This window comes from Bacillus sp. cl96, from assembly GCF_900100505.1.
GTDB classification, from domain to species: domain Bacteria; phylum Bacillota; class Bacilli; order Bacillales; family Bacillaceae_G; genus Bacillus_A; species Bacillus_A cereus.
In genome coordinates, this window is record NZ_FNDM01000008.1 from 99,647 (window position 1) to 114,213 (window position 14,567).

Consider the following 14,567-nt stretch of genomic DNA (forward strand, 5'->3'; position numbering starts at 1 on the left):
CTATTTAAAATCTTGTATGCAGGAGAATGAGTATGTTTCGAGATAATCGTACGAATGAATTAGTTATATTAAAGGAAATTGCAGAAACATTAAATACATCAAATGATACATATCATGTATTGCAAGCTGTCCTCGAGAAATTGCTAAGTGTAACAGGTTTAACGACAGGATGGATTTTTCTTGCGGATGAAAATGGGAAGTATACGAAGTTAATTGATTATCAATTACCAGAGGCACTTACATATGAAAATAAACGCCCGATGTGCGAAGGTGAATGTTGGTGTTTACGAGGTTTTGTAGATGGAAAATTAGAGAGAGCCGTTAATATTATTGAATGTAAAAGAATTAATAATGCAATTGAATATAATTGGGGGGATACGGAGGGCATTCTTCATCATGCTACGGTTCCTTTAAAAGCTGGGGGAGAAAAATTTGGGGTGTTAAATGTTGCAAGTCCGGGTAAAACACATTTTTCAGAAGAAGAATTAGTATTACTCCAATCGGTTGCCTTCCAAATTGGTACGGCTTTAAAGCGAACAAAATTATATGAAAATGAAAAGAGAAGAGCACATTATTATGTGAAATTAGAGCGTTTCATTCAAGATTTAAAAATGATTCATAAGTTTAATGTACTACCTGAAAAGGTGGTAAATCACGTAGGTGAAGTATTTCAATGGAATCAAGTAGCGCTTTTTATTAGGGAGGAAAAAGAATTATCTCTGCGAGCGTCTTACGTTCAGGAAGAGTTACAAGAGGATGTAAAAGAGGCGGCCAAGAAGGCGTTAGAACAAGATGAACCAGTTCTAATAAAACATCAAATAGGACATAACGTACATCTAAATCGAGCTGTTATTGCTACACCAATACATATTCAAAACCATATATTTGGTGTTTTATGTGTTAGTTTGAATAATGGAGAGTTTGATGCTAATACAATAGATGTAATTCAAGCATTATCGAACCATGTTTCGTTAATAATAGAGAATTTGAGGTTAAACGAGCAGCGCCGTGAACTTGTACGAATGGAAGAAAGAAATCGGTTAGCAAGAGATTTACATGATTCTGTTTCGCAAAAATTATTTTCATTAACCTTCATGACAAAAGGCGCCGAGGCAGTTTTAAAAGGTAAAAATGAAAAGGTAGATCAATCTTTGCATGAGATGCGTGAACTTGCGCAAGGAGCTTTGAAAGAAATGAGGACATTAATTTGGCAGCTTCGTCCGGCAGGATTAGAAAAAGGATTATTGCCAGCTCTAAAGCAGTACGGTGAAAATTTGGGACTGAAAATTAGGGAGCAAGTTACGGGTGTTCGTGATTTACCTCGTGTAGTAGAAGAAGCTTTGTGGCGCATAGGCCAAGAAGCACTGAACAATGTAAGTAAGCATGCAGGTGTAAAAGAAGCGACGATTTATTTTACAGTGAATGAGAAAAATGTATCATTAGAAATAGTTGATCAAGGAAAGGGCTTTGTGGAAAAGAATATAAAAGAAAAGAAATCACTAGGTATGACTACGATGCGTGAAAGAGTAGAATTAGTTGGTGGAACAATTAAAATTGTAAGTAGTAATAAACGAACGAGCGTAAAAGTAAATGTACCATTATGATGTGAAAATGAGGGAAGTTTGTGAAAATAAAAGTATTGTTAGTTGATGATCATACAGTCGTTTTAAAAGGATTAGCATTTTTCTTAAGTACACAGGAAGATTTAGAGTTAGTTGGAGAAGCGAATAATGGGAAAGAAGCGTTAGTGAAAGTAGGAGAAACAAATCCCGATGTTATATTAATGGATTTATATATGCCTGAAATGGATGGTGTTGAGGCGACGGCATATATAAAAAAAGAGTATCCAAATGTGAAAGTAATTGTATTAACTAGCTTTTCTGATCAGGCGCATGTGTTACCTGCATTAAGGGCTGGAGCAAGTGGGTATATTTTAAAAGATGTAGAACCAGATCAGCTTGTTGAGGCTATTCGAAGCGCATATAAAGGTAATATTCAATTACATCCGGATATAGCAAATGCTCTTCTCTCTCAAACATTACCTGTAGAAGAAAAGGAAGAAGAATCTTCTATTCAAGTGGATGTGCTAACAGCGAGAGAAAATGAAGTATTGCAGCTATTAGCGAAAGGGATGAGCAATAAGGAAATTGCATCTGTTTTAGTTATTACAGAAAAGACGGTTAAGGCGCATGTAAGTAGTATTTTGAGTAAGTTGAATTTATCTGATCGTACGCAAGCGGCATTATATGCAGTTAAAAATGGAATTGTATAAGACGAAAGTCGTAAGACCAAGTTCGCCTTTAGAAGGTGGACTTTTTTTATGGAAAAATACGTCTATGTGAGGACGAAATTGTCTTTATATAAAGATAAAATATGTTTGTAAGCAACAAAACAACAATTACAAGGGATACCTTTTTTGAAAGCATATAACAACATAAGAGTGAGTACTAGGAGGAATAAATAATGGCAACAGTTTTATTCGTTAAAGCAAATAACCGTCCAGCGGAACAAGCAGTTAGTGTAAAATTATATGAGGCATTTTTAGCAAACTATAAAGAAGCAAACCCAAATGATACAGTAGTAGAACTTGATTTATATAAAGAAGAATTACCATACGTAGGCGTAGACATGATCAATGGTACATTCAAGGTAGGTAAAGGATTTGATTTAACAGAAGAAGAAGCAAAAGCAGTAGCAGTTGCTGATAAGTATTTAAATCAATTCCTAGAAGCTGATAAAGTTGTTTTCGGCTTCCCATTATGGAACTTAACGATTCCAGCAGTATTGCACACATATATTGATTATTTAAACCGTGCTGGTAAAACGTTCAAATATACGCCAGAGGGTCCAGTTGGCCTAATTGGAGATAAGAAGATTGCATTATTAAATGCAAGAGGCGGCGTATATTCAGAAGCTCCAGCAGCTGAGGTAGAAATGGCTGTTAAATATGTAGCAAGTATGATGGGCTTCTTCGGCGCAACAAACATGGAAACAGTAGTTATTGAAGGACATAACCAATTCCCAGATAAAGCAGAAGAAATCATCGCTGCAGGTCTTGAAGAAGCAGCTAAAGTAGCAAGTAAATTTTAATTAAAATGATACTCGTCACTCGAAAAAACAGCATTAACGTTTATATGTTAATGCTGTTTTTTTATATTTTTAGTTCATCAGCAAGCTTTTCTAATGTATTTCGATCTTGTATATAATATGTTCGGCCTTCTTTTCTTAAATAATTTTGTTGGCAAAACTGATTTAATACATATAAAAGATGACGGTAGCTGACATTTAAATATTCCGAGGCCTCGGTATGCTTTTCTATATAACAATTATTTTGCTCTGTTAATAAAATAAAAGCAGCTAATCGATTTTCAAAAGGATAACTATAGTTTTTTGCGTAATTTTCAGTGCGAGTAATTGTCTTTTCTCCAATAAATTTACATAAGTGCTGTAAAAATGTTGCATCTTGTAATAAAAGTTGCTGACAATCTTTAAGAGGAAGTGCCAAACACACACAATCTTCTAGTACTTCAACGGACTTAGTAATATTTTCTACCCCTATTAATCCTAATTCCCCGATAAAAGATGGTGCTTGAATAAAATTAATTAATGAAACCTTCCCGTTTTTATGACTCATATATATTTTTGCCTTCCCAGAAATTAAGTAATAGAGATAAGGGAGAGCATTTCCTTCACTACATATCATCTCTTTCGTTTGAAAAGAATGCAGCTCTACATATGGCAAGACATGAAATGAAAATAGGGTATGGAATTGATGGATTCGCATGTATTGATAAATTTCTTCCTCATTTTTGCTGATTTTCATATTTTCACCCCTATGTATAGTATGAGATATCTCCTATTATCTTTACAAGAAGGAATGATACGATTTATGTAAATTTGTTTTTGTAGAAAAGAGAGTGTGATGAATTTATGAAAAAATATAAAACATTGTTATTTGATGTAGATGATACATTACTAGACTTCCAAAAGGCTGAAAAAGTGGCTTTACGGGTACTTTTTGAAGAGAAGGGAATCCCTTTAACAGACGAGATAGAGGCTCGTTATAAAAAAATAAATAAAGGTCTTTGGGATGCTTTTGAAAAAGGTGAACTATCACGCAATGAAGTTGTAAATACACGATTCTCTCTGTTGTTTAAAGAGTATGGAGAAGAAGTAGATGGAATATTATTCGAAAATAATTACCGTAACTACTTAGAAGAAGGAAATCAACTCATGCAAGGTGCGTTTGAATTTATAAATCAAATTCAAGGGGAGTATGAGTTGTATATAGTGACAAATGGTGTTTCTAAGACGCAAGATAAACGTTTGCGTAATGCAGGGTTACATTCATTGTTTAAAGATGTTTTTGTTTCGGAAGATGCAGGTTTTCAAAAGCCGATGAAAGAGTATTTTGATTATGTTTTTGAACGGATTCCTAACTTTGCACCTGAAGAAGGGCTGATTATTGGGGATTCATTAAGCGCGGATATTAAAGGTGGATATGTAGCGGGAATTGATACTTGTTGGTTTAATCCAGAAAGGAAATTAAATGATAGTGGGATTATACCGACATATGAAGTGCATAATTTTGAGGAGTTAGAAGCGTTATTGAAGCAGCATGTGTAATAAAAAAATAGGCAGTGGAGCTTTCGTCCCCACTGCCTATTTTTATTAATTTTTATTTTCGTTATGTTTTGGGAGTGGAAAGGCATTCCCGATAGCAGCTGCACCAAGCATGGGCAATAGTAAATTAAGCGGGAAAAACATAAGTAATAGTAATGTTATAGCTATTGGCTTTCGTAACGCATAGCTTGAAATTGCTGTTGTTACGATGGCAACAGATGCTACTGGATCTATAGGAAGAATAGATGCTACAGCGTATCCGATACTTGACCCAGAAAATATAATTGGGAAGATATGTCCACCTCGCCACCCTGTGTTCAAACAAACGGCAGTAATGCACAACTTTAAAATCCCTGAAAGAAGTAGTATCCAAAAAGATAAATGGCTCCATTCAACAACTAATTCTTTTAATTGATGTTCCCCTGAAAATAATGTGTACGGAAGAAAGGTTCCCGCAATTCCTAATAAAATACCACCGATAATTCCGAGTGTCAGCTTGTATTCTCTAAAAGGGTGAATTAACTTTTCTAATGTGAATTCTAACTTGAAATAAAAGAAACCAACTATAGCACCGATACTAGCAAGTGGAAGAAATGCAATCCATTCATTGAAAGAAAGTCTACCTTCCCCGAAATCAACAATAAAGGATCCACGATTATCAAGTTTACTCAGTAGTAAATAAACAGAAAAACCTGCGAAAGTAGTAGCTAAGTATACAATCGCTTTTTTTCCTTTAGAAAAAGCAGCAATTTCTTCCCCCTCATTTTCATTTGGTGCTAAATAACCGAATAATGGTGCGTTAAAAATGACACTTAAAGTAGCGCCAATTCCGATCTCGGTTAGCTCATTCATACCCTTTAAGGCAAATTTAAAGCGATCCCCTACCCATGTGCACAGTCCGCCTATAATTCCAACTAGTGCGGCTTCTGGACCAAGACTAGCACCGAAAATTAAAACAATAATCGCTGTTAAAGTAGCCCGATGGACAAAGCGATATTCGATTCGACCAGTTTTTTTATATTCAGCCATTACTTCAGGCATAAGGCGTGGGTATGTACCGAAATGTTTTTGTGATAGACCAACAAGGACCCCGCCAATTATTGTTACGCAAAGGGTGTAATAAGAGGGAAAAGAGAGAACTTCAGGCAAGTATCCCCAAATAAAGTGGATTCCAATATTTATTGTGACTAAAAATAACCAGACTGTAGCTCCTACTATAGATCCTAGAAGAATGCCATATAGAGCAAGTATGTAATGCATATCTTTTTTATTTGTCATGTTATACCTCCGTTATGTAAATCTTAGTAGGGAAAAAAGTGAAATATACTAGTGAAAAATGGATTGAATATATATAGTATCTTTTTGAGAAGATGGCCTATTCAACATATAGGCTAACTTTTGGGGAATTTGAATTTATAGGTTAAATTACTTATTTAATTTTATAGACTGATTTGAGGTTTTTAAAGGTCTTTTTTGAAATAGACTAGAATATATTTCTTTTGTTGCTTTATATGAAACGGTTAACATTTATTTTAGAACATTCAGAAAAACTGTTTGACATTAGGAAATTATTGCTATAAAATCAACGGTAATTGCATAGTCTTATCAAGAAAAGGTGGAGGGACAGGCCCGATGAAACCTTGGCAACAGCCGTATAACGGAATTGTGCCAAATCCTGCAGGTAGTAATCCTGAGAGATAAGAAAGAGCCTTTAGAGCGTGTTTTCAAACTGCTCCTTTCTTGTTTTCAGGAAAGGGGCAGTTTTTTATTTTGTATAAAAGAAAGGAGAATGAGAGATGGGAGAATCATGGGGAAAAGGAACAATTTGTGTGCAAGGTGGCTATACGCCAAAGAATGGTGAACCACGTGTTTTACCACTTTATCAAAGCACAACGTATAAATACGATACTTCAGATGATTTAGCAGCTCTATTTAACTTAGAGGCAGAAGGATATATTTATACACGTATTGGAAACCCTACTCTAGCAGCATTTGAGCAGAAATTATCAGATTTAGAAGGCGGTGTAGGAGCTGTTGCAACGGCTTCTGGGCAAGCAGCTATTATGCTCGCAGTTTTAAATATTTGTAGTAGTGGAGACCATTTACTTTGCTCTTCAACTGTTTACGGGGGAACGTTTAATTTATTTGGGGTGAGTTTACGTAAGCTTGGCATTGATGTTACGTTCTTTAATCCAAATTTAACGGCAGATGAAATCACGGCGCTTGCTAATGACAAGACGAAACTTATCTATGCAGAATCATTAGGAAATCCAGCGATGAATGTTTTAAATTTTAAAGAATTTTCAGCTGCCGCTAAAGAATTAGAGGTACCTTTTATCGTTGATAATACATTAGCAACTCCTTATTTATGCCAGGCATTTGAACATGGGGCAAATATTATTGTTCATTCTACGACGAAGTATATCGATGGGCATGCGAGCTCTTTAGGCGGTATTGTAATTGACGGTGGAAACTTTGATTGGACAAATGGAAAGTATCCTGAGCTTGTTGAACCAGATCCAAGTTATCACGGTGTAAGTTACGTTCAAAACTTTGGTGCAGCAGCGTATATCTTGAAAGCACGTGTTCAGCTATTAAGAGATTATGGAAATTGTATGAGCCCATTCAATGCATATATTAGCAATATTGGCTTAGAAACATTGCATTTACGAATGGAACGTCATAGTGAAAATGCTCTTGCAGTTGCTAAGTGGCTTGCTAATCATGAACGTATTGAATGGGTGAATTATCCAGGCTTAGATAGTAATGAAAATTACTCATTAGCACAACAGTACTTGAAAAAAGGTGCTAGTGGTGTTTTAACTTTCGGTATTAAAGGCGGATTAGAAGCAGCAAAAGAATTTATCGCAAATGTAAAACTAGCAACTCTTGTAACGCACGTAGCTGATGCACGAACTTGCGTTATACATCCTGCTAGTACGACGCATAGACAATTAAATGCTGAAGATCAGCGTTTAGCGGGTGTTACATCTGATTTAATTCGTTTATCGGTTGGTATAGAAGATGTTTCTGATATTATTGCAGATTTGGAAGCAGCTCTAGTTGGAGGCAAAACACATGCCGATCATAATTGATAAAGATTTACCGGCTCGCAAAGTGTTGCAAAAAGAAAATATTTTTGTAATGACGAAGGAGCGGGCAGAAACACAAGATATACGTGCTTTAAAAATTGCTATATTAAATTTAATGCCAACGAAGCAAGACACAGAGGCGCAATTACTTCGCTTAATTGGAAACACACCGTTACAATTAGATGTTCATTTGCTTCATATGGAATCACATCTATCGCGTAATGTAACGCAAGAACATTTAACAAGCTTTTATAAAACGTTTCGTGATATTGAAAATGAAAAGTTTGATGGGCTCATTATTACAGGAGCGCCAGTGGAGACCCTTGCTTTTGAAGAGGTAGATTATTGGGAAGAGCTTAAACATATTATGGAGTATTCAAAAACGAATGTAACATCTACGCTCCATATTTGCTGGGGGGCACAGGCTGGCTTGTACTATCATTATGGTGTTCCAAAGTATCCCCTTAAGGAAAAAATGTTTGGTGTATTTGAACATGAAGTTTGCGAGCAACATGTGAAATTATTACAAGGATTTGATGAATTGTTTTTTGCTCCGCATTCTCGTCATACAGAAGTACGAGAGAATGATATTAGAGAAGTGAAAGAATTAACATTGTTAGCAAACTCTGAAGAAGCAGGTGTTCACCTTGTTATTGGGCCAGAAGGAAGGCAAGTGTTTGCCCTTGGACATAGCGAATATAGTTGTGAGACGTTAAAACAAGAATACGAACGAGATCGTGACAAGGGATTAAATATTGATGTGCCAAAAAACTATTTTAAACATAATAATCCAGATGAAAAGCCGCTTGTTAGGTGGAGGAGTCATGGTAATTTATTGTTTTCTAATTGGTTGAATTATTACGTGTATCAAGAAACCCCTTATATATTGTAAAGAAAGATTGTGTAACACGTGGTAACGTTTTCCTTGTAAAGATTAACCTTTATTTTTCCGAATGTTCAAAATACATTGTTTTTCAGATTTTTTACTCATATAATTTCATCTAAATACAATTTTTGAGGGGTGGACAGTACTATGAAAGAAATTCAAGTTGGGTTATTAGGTCTTGGGACAGTTGGCAGTGGTGTGGTTCGTATTATTACGGATCATCAAGAACGACTCATACACCAAGTAGGTTGTCCAGTGAAGGTAACGAAAGTATTAGTGCAAAACATTGAGAAAGAGAGAGAGGTAGAGGTACCTTCTACTCTATTAACACAAGATGCAAATGAAATTTTAGATAATCCAAATATTGATGTTGTCATTGAAGTGATGGGTGGCATTGATGATGCAAAATCATATATTTTACAAGCTTTAAAAAGCGGAAAGCATGTTGTAACTGCAAATAAAGACTTAATGGCATTACATGGAGCTGAATTATTAGCGACAGCAAAAGATAATAAGGCTGATTTATTCTATGAGGCGAGTGTGGCAGGGGGAATTCCAATTTTACGCAGTATCGTAGAAGGACTTTCTTCAGATCTTATTACGAAAGTAATGGGAATTGTAAATGGAACAACAAATTTTATTTTGACGAAAATGTCAGACGAAGGGAGAGCATATAACGACGTGTTAAAAGAAGCCCAACAACTTGGATTTGCAGAAGCAGATCCAACATCAGATGTAGAAGGTTTAGATGCAGCAAGAAAAATGACGATTTTAGCTACCCTCGGTTTCTCTACAAATGTAGAGCTTGGAGATGTGAAAGTAAAAGGGATTACCTCTATTACAGAGGAAGATATTGAATACAGTAAGAGCTTAGGTTATACAATTAAATTAATCGGTCTTGCAAAACGAGATGGTGAAAAATTGGAGGTTACAGTTGAACCAACTTTACTTCCAAATACACATCCTCTTGCGGCAGTACAAAATGAATATAACGCTGTGTATGTGTACGGTGAAGCAGTTGGAGAAACGATGTTTTATGGACCAGGCGCAGGAAGTTTACCGACAGCGACAGCTGTTGTTTCGGATTTAGTTGCTGTAATGCAAAATATTAGATTAGGGGTAACAGGAAATAGTGCTGTAGTCCCACAATATCAAAAAGTATTAAAAGAGCCAGACGAAATTGTCGTGAAAAAGTTTTTAAGACTGCATGTAAAAGACGAAATTGGTGTATTTGCAAAAATTACTTCATTGTTCTCTGAGCGCGGAGTTAGCTTTGAGAAAATTATTCAAATGCCACTTGAAGAGAAAGGAAAGGCTGAAATTGTAATTGTAACGCATCGTGCGTCTCTTGCTGATTATGATTATATTCTACATACGTTGCAAGGGTATGAAGAAATAGATTGTTTGAAAGCGAACTATCGAATTGAAGGGGATGCTAAGTAGTATCTCTTACCATAAAACAGAAAGAGCCTATTAAGCAGTTTGCTTAATAGGCTCTTTTCTATTTAAAATCTGCGTACCAACTTGAATAAATGCTTGGATAATCCAGCCTGTTGTAAAGGATAAGATGATTGTTCCAAAATAGATAGGTCCATCTAATAAAAAGCTTAACGTTAAAAATAAAAAGGCTAATGAAATCTCTGTTCTTCTAAACGTCCATTTTTTCTTCTCGGCAACCGTTAAAACGAAAGCTTCTTGAGGCGCTGCACAAAGGTTTGTAGAGACGTAAAGACCAATTCCAGCTCCAACGAATAGATTTCCGCAAATAAGTGTTATATATTTTGGAAGAGAGCGGATAGCGTCCATAATAGTTGTAATGGAACCAATCCAATCAACAAAAAGAGAAATAAGAACCATCGTTACAATTGTACCGATTGTAATTTGTTTTCTATTCCAAAAGAGTACGATAAGTGTAAAGGCAAAGTTAATCATGAAAATCCAAAAACCAATACTTATCCCAAAATTTTGATATAGTGCAATAAAGAAGGAATCATAAGGGCTAAGTCCAAAGGAAGTAATTGTCGTCATCATATTAATACCGATGGCAAGAATGAGTAAACCGCCAATGAAAAATATATATTCTAATTTGAATCGAAGCATAGTTGTATATCCTTTCTAAATGTATTTGCTAGGAAAGGATATATTGTGGAAAGCTTACCAGGTCAAGGAAGAATTTTTGTGAGAAGGGGAAAATGAGATGACAAATATAAGAAAGATTGCTGAACTTGCTGGAGTATCTGTTTCAACTGTTTCACGTGTACTAAATAATCATCCGTACGTAAATGAACAGAAACGAAAAGAAATTTTAGCGATTATAGAAGAATTAAATTACACGCAAAACGTGAATGCAATTCATTTAGTGAAAGGAAAAACGAATGTAATTGGCGTTTTATTGCCACACGTAAATGATCAATATTATAGCGCTATTATCGAGGGGATATCAAAAGAGACAGCAAAGAATAATTATAATATGATGCTTTGCCAGACGAATTATAGTGAAGAAAGAGAACTAGAAATTTTAAATATGTTAAAAATGAAAAAGCTTGATGGGGTTATTATTTGTTCTCGGACAAATAGTAAGGAGAAGCTTGAAGAATATACGAAATTCGGCCCGATTGTTATGTGTGAAGAAATAGATTCGAAGTATATTTCAAGTGTCCATATCGATTACTACAAAGTATTTTCACGTGGGATGAAAAGCTTAATAGATGCCGGTCATACACGTATTGGATATTGTATTGGAAGAAGTAATAGCGTTAATAGCCAAAGACGAAAGAAGGCGTACGAAGATTCGCTTCAACAGAGTATCGTAACATCGTTAGAGACCTGGAAATTTGAGGGATGTTTTACAGTGGAAGATGGACGCAATGTAATTAGAGAATGGGCTCATATGTCAGTAAAACCGACGGCGTTCCTTGTATCTTGTAACCATATTGCAGCGGGGATGGTTACAGAAGCAAAAAAACAAGGAGTTCGTATTCCAGAGGATATTACGATTATCGGGTGTGATGATCAAGAGGTGGCAGATATATTGGGTATAACGACGATTTCGCATTCTAGTAAAAACGTTGGAGTGAAAGCGTTTGAATTATTATATGAAAAGATTAATGAAGAGAAATTAGATGTGAAGCATATAGAGTTATTACCAGAGTTAGTAGATAGAGAAACGACATAATTGAGAAGGTGTGAAAATCGCTTTTCAAAATTTCGTTTGGTATAATTATGGACAATCTATGAGGGCTAAAAGGGGTTTTGATATGAGATCAAAAGTAGTAAAAGTAATTCTACTCATTACAATTGCATCTTTCTGTTTATTTGCATATGGCTTTGTTTCAGGTGTAAATGATGTATTAAATCCGAAAGCTTCAAATTTAATTAAAAAGACCGATGTAGTGGCAAAAGAGAAAAAGAAAATGGGAACGTTACAAATCGTTAGTTTAGGTGATTCATTAACGCGTGGCGTTGGTGATAAAGAAGGAATTGGCTATGTTGGGCGAATGAAAGAGGATTTACAAAAAGATTATAAACAAAAAATTGCATTAACAAATTTAGCAGTTAGTGGTGCAAAAATGCCCGATTTATTAAAACAAATTGAAAGTAATGGCGCTCAATATTCAATTAAGCAAGCAGATGTAATTGTGTTAACGATTGGTGGAAATGATTTGTTCCCAGGCTGGGAATCACTTGGGAAAATAGATTTAGAGACGTATCGTCCTGACACAGAGACGTTTCAAAATGAAGCAAAGAAAATTATAGAAGAAATTCGTAAATTAAATACAGATAGTCCGATTTTTTGGCTTGGTTTATACAATCCTTTTGAAGATGTAGAAGATTTAAAAGGGTCTTCAAACATTGTTGTGGACTGGAATGCATCTTTAGAGAAATTAGCGCTAAACGATAAAAATGTGTATATTACACCGACATTTGATTTATTCCAAAACCGCGGGAAAGATTTATTATACTCTGATCATTTTCATCCGAACGAAGTAGGTTATACGTATATGGCAGAACGTTTAGTTCAAAATGTTGTAAGTAAATTAAAACTAGAACAAGGAGGGGTAAAATGACGACGATACTTTCCGTACGAGACTTGAAGAAGGTAATTGGAAAGAAGACTCTTGTAGAGAATATTTCCTTTGATGTAAAGCAAGGAGAAGTGTTCGGGTTCTTAGGACCAAATGGTGCTGGAAAGACGACTACCATTCGAATGTTAGTCGGATTGATTAAGGCGACAGAAGGTACGATTTCTATCGGTGGTTATTCGATTAAGGAAAATTTCAGAGAAGCGATGCGTCAAATTGGGAGTATCGTTGAAAACCCAGAGTTGTATACATATTTAACGGGATGGGAAAATTTAAAGCAATTTGCTCGTATGTTAGGTGATATATCAGATGAACGTATTATTGAAATTGCTGAAATGGTTCATTTAGATGAAAGAATTCATGACAAGGTAAAAACGTACTCACTTGGTATGAAACAACGCCTTGGAATTGCACAGGCGCTCCTTGGGAATCCGAAATTGCTCATATTAGATGAGCCAACGAATGGTTTAGATCCAGCAGGGATTAGAGAACTTAGGGAATTTATACATAAGCTTGTAAAAGAAGAAAATATGAGCGTGTTTATTTCAAGCCACTTGCTAAGTGAAGTGCAAATGATATGCGATCGCGTTGCTATTATTCATAAAGGAAAGATGATAACAGTTGCCAAGGTTGAAGCATTAATTAAAACAGCAAGTGATCGTGTAGAATGGATTGTTACACCGATTTCTAAGGCGAAAGATATGCTAGAAGCGGCCGAAGAAGTAAGGGAAGTGAGTGTAGAAGGCGATCGATTACTATGCCGCATGGATATTGCATCTATAAGTAGTTGGAATAAACACTTTGTCGCAAATGAAATAGATGTACATAGCGTTAAGGAGCTTGTATTTACGCTAGAAGATTTATTTATTGAACTCACAAGGGGTGAGCAGCATGCGTGAATTTGCGAATCTAGTTTTAAATGAATCAGAAAAGATTTACCGCAAGAAACGTATTTTTGTTGTCATGCTTATTTTAGCAATCTTGATCCCGCTTTTTGTGTATGCGCAGTATCGTGAAATAGAAACGACACAAAAAAGACTCGGTACAACTGATTGGAAGGTTTCATTGCAACAGCAAATTGTTGATTCTCAGAACCGGTTGAACAATTCTAGGTTGCCAGAAGAATGGCGTGATTGGTTAAAGGTAAGAGTTGAGCAACAACAATATTATTTAGATCATAATATTAATCCGATGGCACCGGGTGCACCGACTTTTGTCAGAGCATTTATTGAACAAGGAATTACATTATTTATTCCGCTTCTCGTAATGATTGTCGCCATTGATATCGTTTCAGGAGAACGAAGTGATGGGACGATGAAGATGTTACTTACGCGGCCGATTCGGCGCTGGAAAATACTCCTTAGTAAATACGTGACGATGTTATTTTTCATTTCGCTCATACTGTTTCTTGTAGGTTTGTTTGCTTACATATTATCAGGGCTTGTATTTGGGTACTCGGGATGGAATTTACCTGTTTTAACAGGATTCGTCATTGATAAGGAAACGTTAAATACGAACTTTGTACATCTTATTCCGCAGTGGCAATACATCTTAATGGCGTATGGACTAGCCTGGTTTGTTGCTATCGTTGTCGGAACTATATCATTTATGATCTCTGTTTTAATTCGTAATACACCAGCTGGTATGGGCGTTATGCTAGCTGCATTAATTGCAGGCGGTATTTTAAGCTCGTTCGCAACATCTTGGGAAGGCGCCAAATATATTTTTAGTGTGAATTTATCATTAACGGATTATTTATCAGGAAAATTACCTGCATTACAAGGTTTATCGATGGGATTTTCTTTGATGAATTTAACTGTTTGGGCAGTTATTTCTCTTGTTATTTCGTTCGTAGTATTTACAAGACAGGATATGGTGAATTAA

At 35.6% G+C, this 14,567-nt stretch carries 14 protein-coding genes and 1 riboswitch; of the genes, 11 read left to right on the forward strand and 3 right to left on the reverse strand.

What is annotated here, in order from left to right:
- The first annotated feature begins 32 nt into the window (after positions 1-32).
- From BLT20_RS18230 to BLT20_RS18240, 3 genes are all read left to right on the forward strand, one after another.
- Positions 33-1,604, forward strand: coding sequence for a GAF domain-containing sensor histidine kinase (locus BLT20_RS18230; RefSeq protein ID WP_000488138.1), 1,572 nt, complete (start codon positions 33-35; stop codon positions 1,602-1,604).
- 20 nt (positions 1,605-1,624) lie between these two features.
- Positions 1,625-2,272, forward strand: a complete 648-nt coding sequence (locus tag BLT20_RS18235) for a response regulator (protein ID WP_000695801.1) — start codon at positions 1,625-1,627, stop codon at positions 2,270-2,272.
- A gap of 191 nt (positions 2,273-2,463) precedes the next feature.
- Positions 2,464-3,090 (forward strand): FMN-dependent NADH-azoreductase, encoded by a 627-nt coding sequence (locus tag BLT20_RS18240; protein ID WP_000246740.1) that lies wholly within the window; start codon positions 2,464-2,466, stop codon positions 3,088-3,090.
- 61 nt (positions 3,091-3,151) lie between these two features.
- On the opposite strand, the gene BLT20_RS18245 is transcribed toward BLT20_RS18240, so the two are convergent.
- On the reverse strand, positions 3,152-3,823 hold the full coding sequence (locus BLT20_RS18245) for a transcriptional regulator YeiL (protein ID WP_000703322.1): 672 nt from the start codon (positions 3,821-3,823) through the stop codon (positions 3,152-3,154).
- Positions 3,824-3,930: 107 nt separating this feature from the next.
- Here BLT20_RS18245 and BLT20_RS18250 point away from each other — a divergent pair, with 107 nt between their 5' ends.
- Positions 3,931-4,626, forward strand: coding sequence for a YjjG family noncanonical pyrimidine nucleotidase (locus tag BLT20_RS18250; protein ID WP_000760186.1), 696 nt, complete (start codon positions 3,931-3,933; stop codon positions 4,624-4,626).
- 45 nt (positions 4,627-4,671) lie between these two features.
- Here BLT20_RS18250 and BLT20_RS18255 read toward each other — a convergent pair whose 3' ends face one another.
- Positions 4,672-5,901, reverse strand: a complete 1,230-nt coding sequence (locus tag BLT20_RS18255) for a chloride channel protein (protein ID WP_000182455.1) — start codon at positions 5,899-5,901, stop codon at positions 4,672-4,674.
- Positions 5,902-6,222: 321 nt separating this feature from the next.
- Positions 6,223-6,327, forward strand: a riboswitch (SAM riboswitch).
- Between the two features lie 92 nt (positions 6,328-6,419).
- On the opposite strand from BLT20_RS18255, the gene BLT20_RS18260 reads away from it, so the two are divergent.
- The 3 genes from BLT20_RS18260 (at position 6,420) to BLT20_RS18270 (ending at position 10,044) form a co-directional block, all read left to right on the forward strand.
- Positions 6,420-7,718 (forward strand): bifunctional O-acetylhomoserine aminocarboxypropyltransferase/cysteine synthase, encoded by a 1,299-nt coding sequence (locus BLT20_RS18260; protein WP_000504778.1) that lies wholly within the window; start codon positions 6,420-6,422, stop codon positions 7,716-7,718.
- Positions 7,702-8,607 (forward strand): homoserine O-acetyltransferase MetA, encoded by a 906-nt coding sequence (gene metA / locus BLT20_RS18265; protein WP_001121536.1) that lies wholly within the window; start codon positions 7,702-7,704, stop codon positions 8,605-8,607. The genes BLT20_RS18260 and metA overlap by 17 nt, the downstream gene beginning before the upstream one ends.
- 141 nt (positions 8,608-8,748) lie before the next feature.
- Positions 8,749-10,044, forward strand: coding sequence for a homoserine dehydrogenase (locus BLT20_RS18270; RefSeq protein ID WP_000659109.1), 1,296 nt, complete (start codon positions 8,749-8,751; stop codon positions 10,042-10,044).
- Positions 10,045-10,074: 30 nt separating this feature from the next.
- On the opposite strand, the gene BLT20_RS18275 is transcribed toward BLT20_RS18270, so the two are convergent.
- Positions 10,075-10,701, reverse strand: a complete 627-nt coding sequence (locus tag BLT20_RS18275) for a YczE/YyaS/YitT family protein (RefSeq protein WP_000943417.1) — start codon at positions 10,699-10,701, stop codon at positions 10,075-10,077.
- A gap of 97 nt (positions 10,702-10,798) precedes the next feature.
- On the opposite strand from BLT20_RS18275, the gene BLT20_RS18280 reads away from it, so the two are divergent.
- Genes BLT20_RS18280 through BLT20_RS18295 form a run of 4 tightly spaced genes read left to right on the forward strand, consistent with a single transcriptional unit; the run spans position 10,799 to position 14,567 of the window.
- Complete coding sequence (locus BLT20_RS18280; RefSeq protein WP_000181979.1) at positions 10,799-11,776, forward strand: LacI family DNA-binding transcriptional regulator; 978 nt, start codon at positions 10,799-10,801, stop codon at positions 11,774-11,776.
- A 10-nt stretch (positions 11,777-11,786) separates the two neighbouring features.
- Entirely contained in the window at positions 11,787-12,668 is an 882-nt protein-coding gene (locus tag BLT20_RS18285; protein ID WP_002180592.1) for an SGNH/GDSL hydrolase family protein, read from the forward strand.
- Positions 12,665-13,582 (forward strand): ABC transporter ATP-binding protein, encoded by a 918-nt coding sequence (locus BLT20_RS18290; protein ID WP_000207714.1) that lies wholly within the window; start codon positions 12,665-12,667, stop codon positions 13,580-13,582. Before BLT20_RS18285 ends, BLT20_RS18290 begins: the two co-directional genes overlap by 4 nt.
- Complete coding sequence (locus tag BLT20_RS18295) at positions 13,575-14,567, forward strand: ABC transporter permease subunit (RefSeq protein WP_001206498.1); 993 nt, start codon at positions 13,575-13,577, stop codon at positions 14,565-14,567. Before BLT20_RS18290 ends, BLT20_RS18295 begins: the two co-directional genes overlap by 8 nt.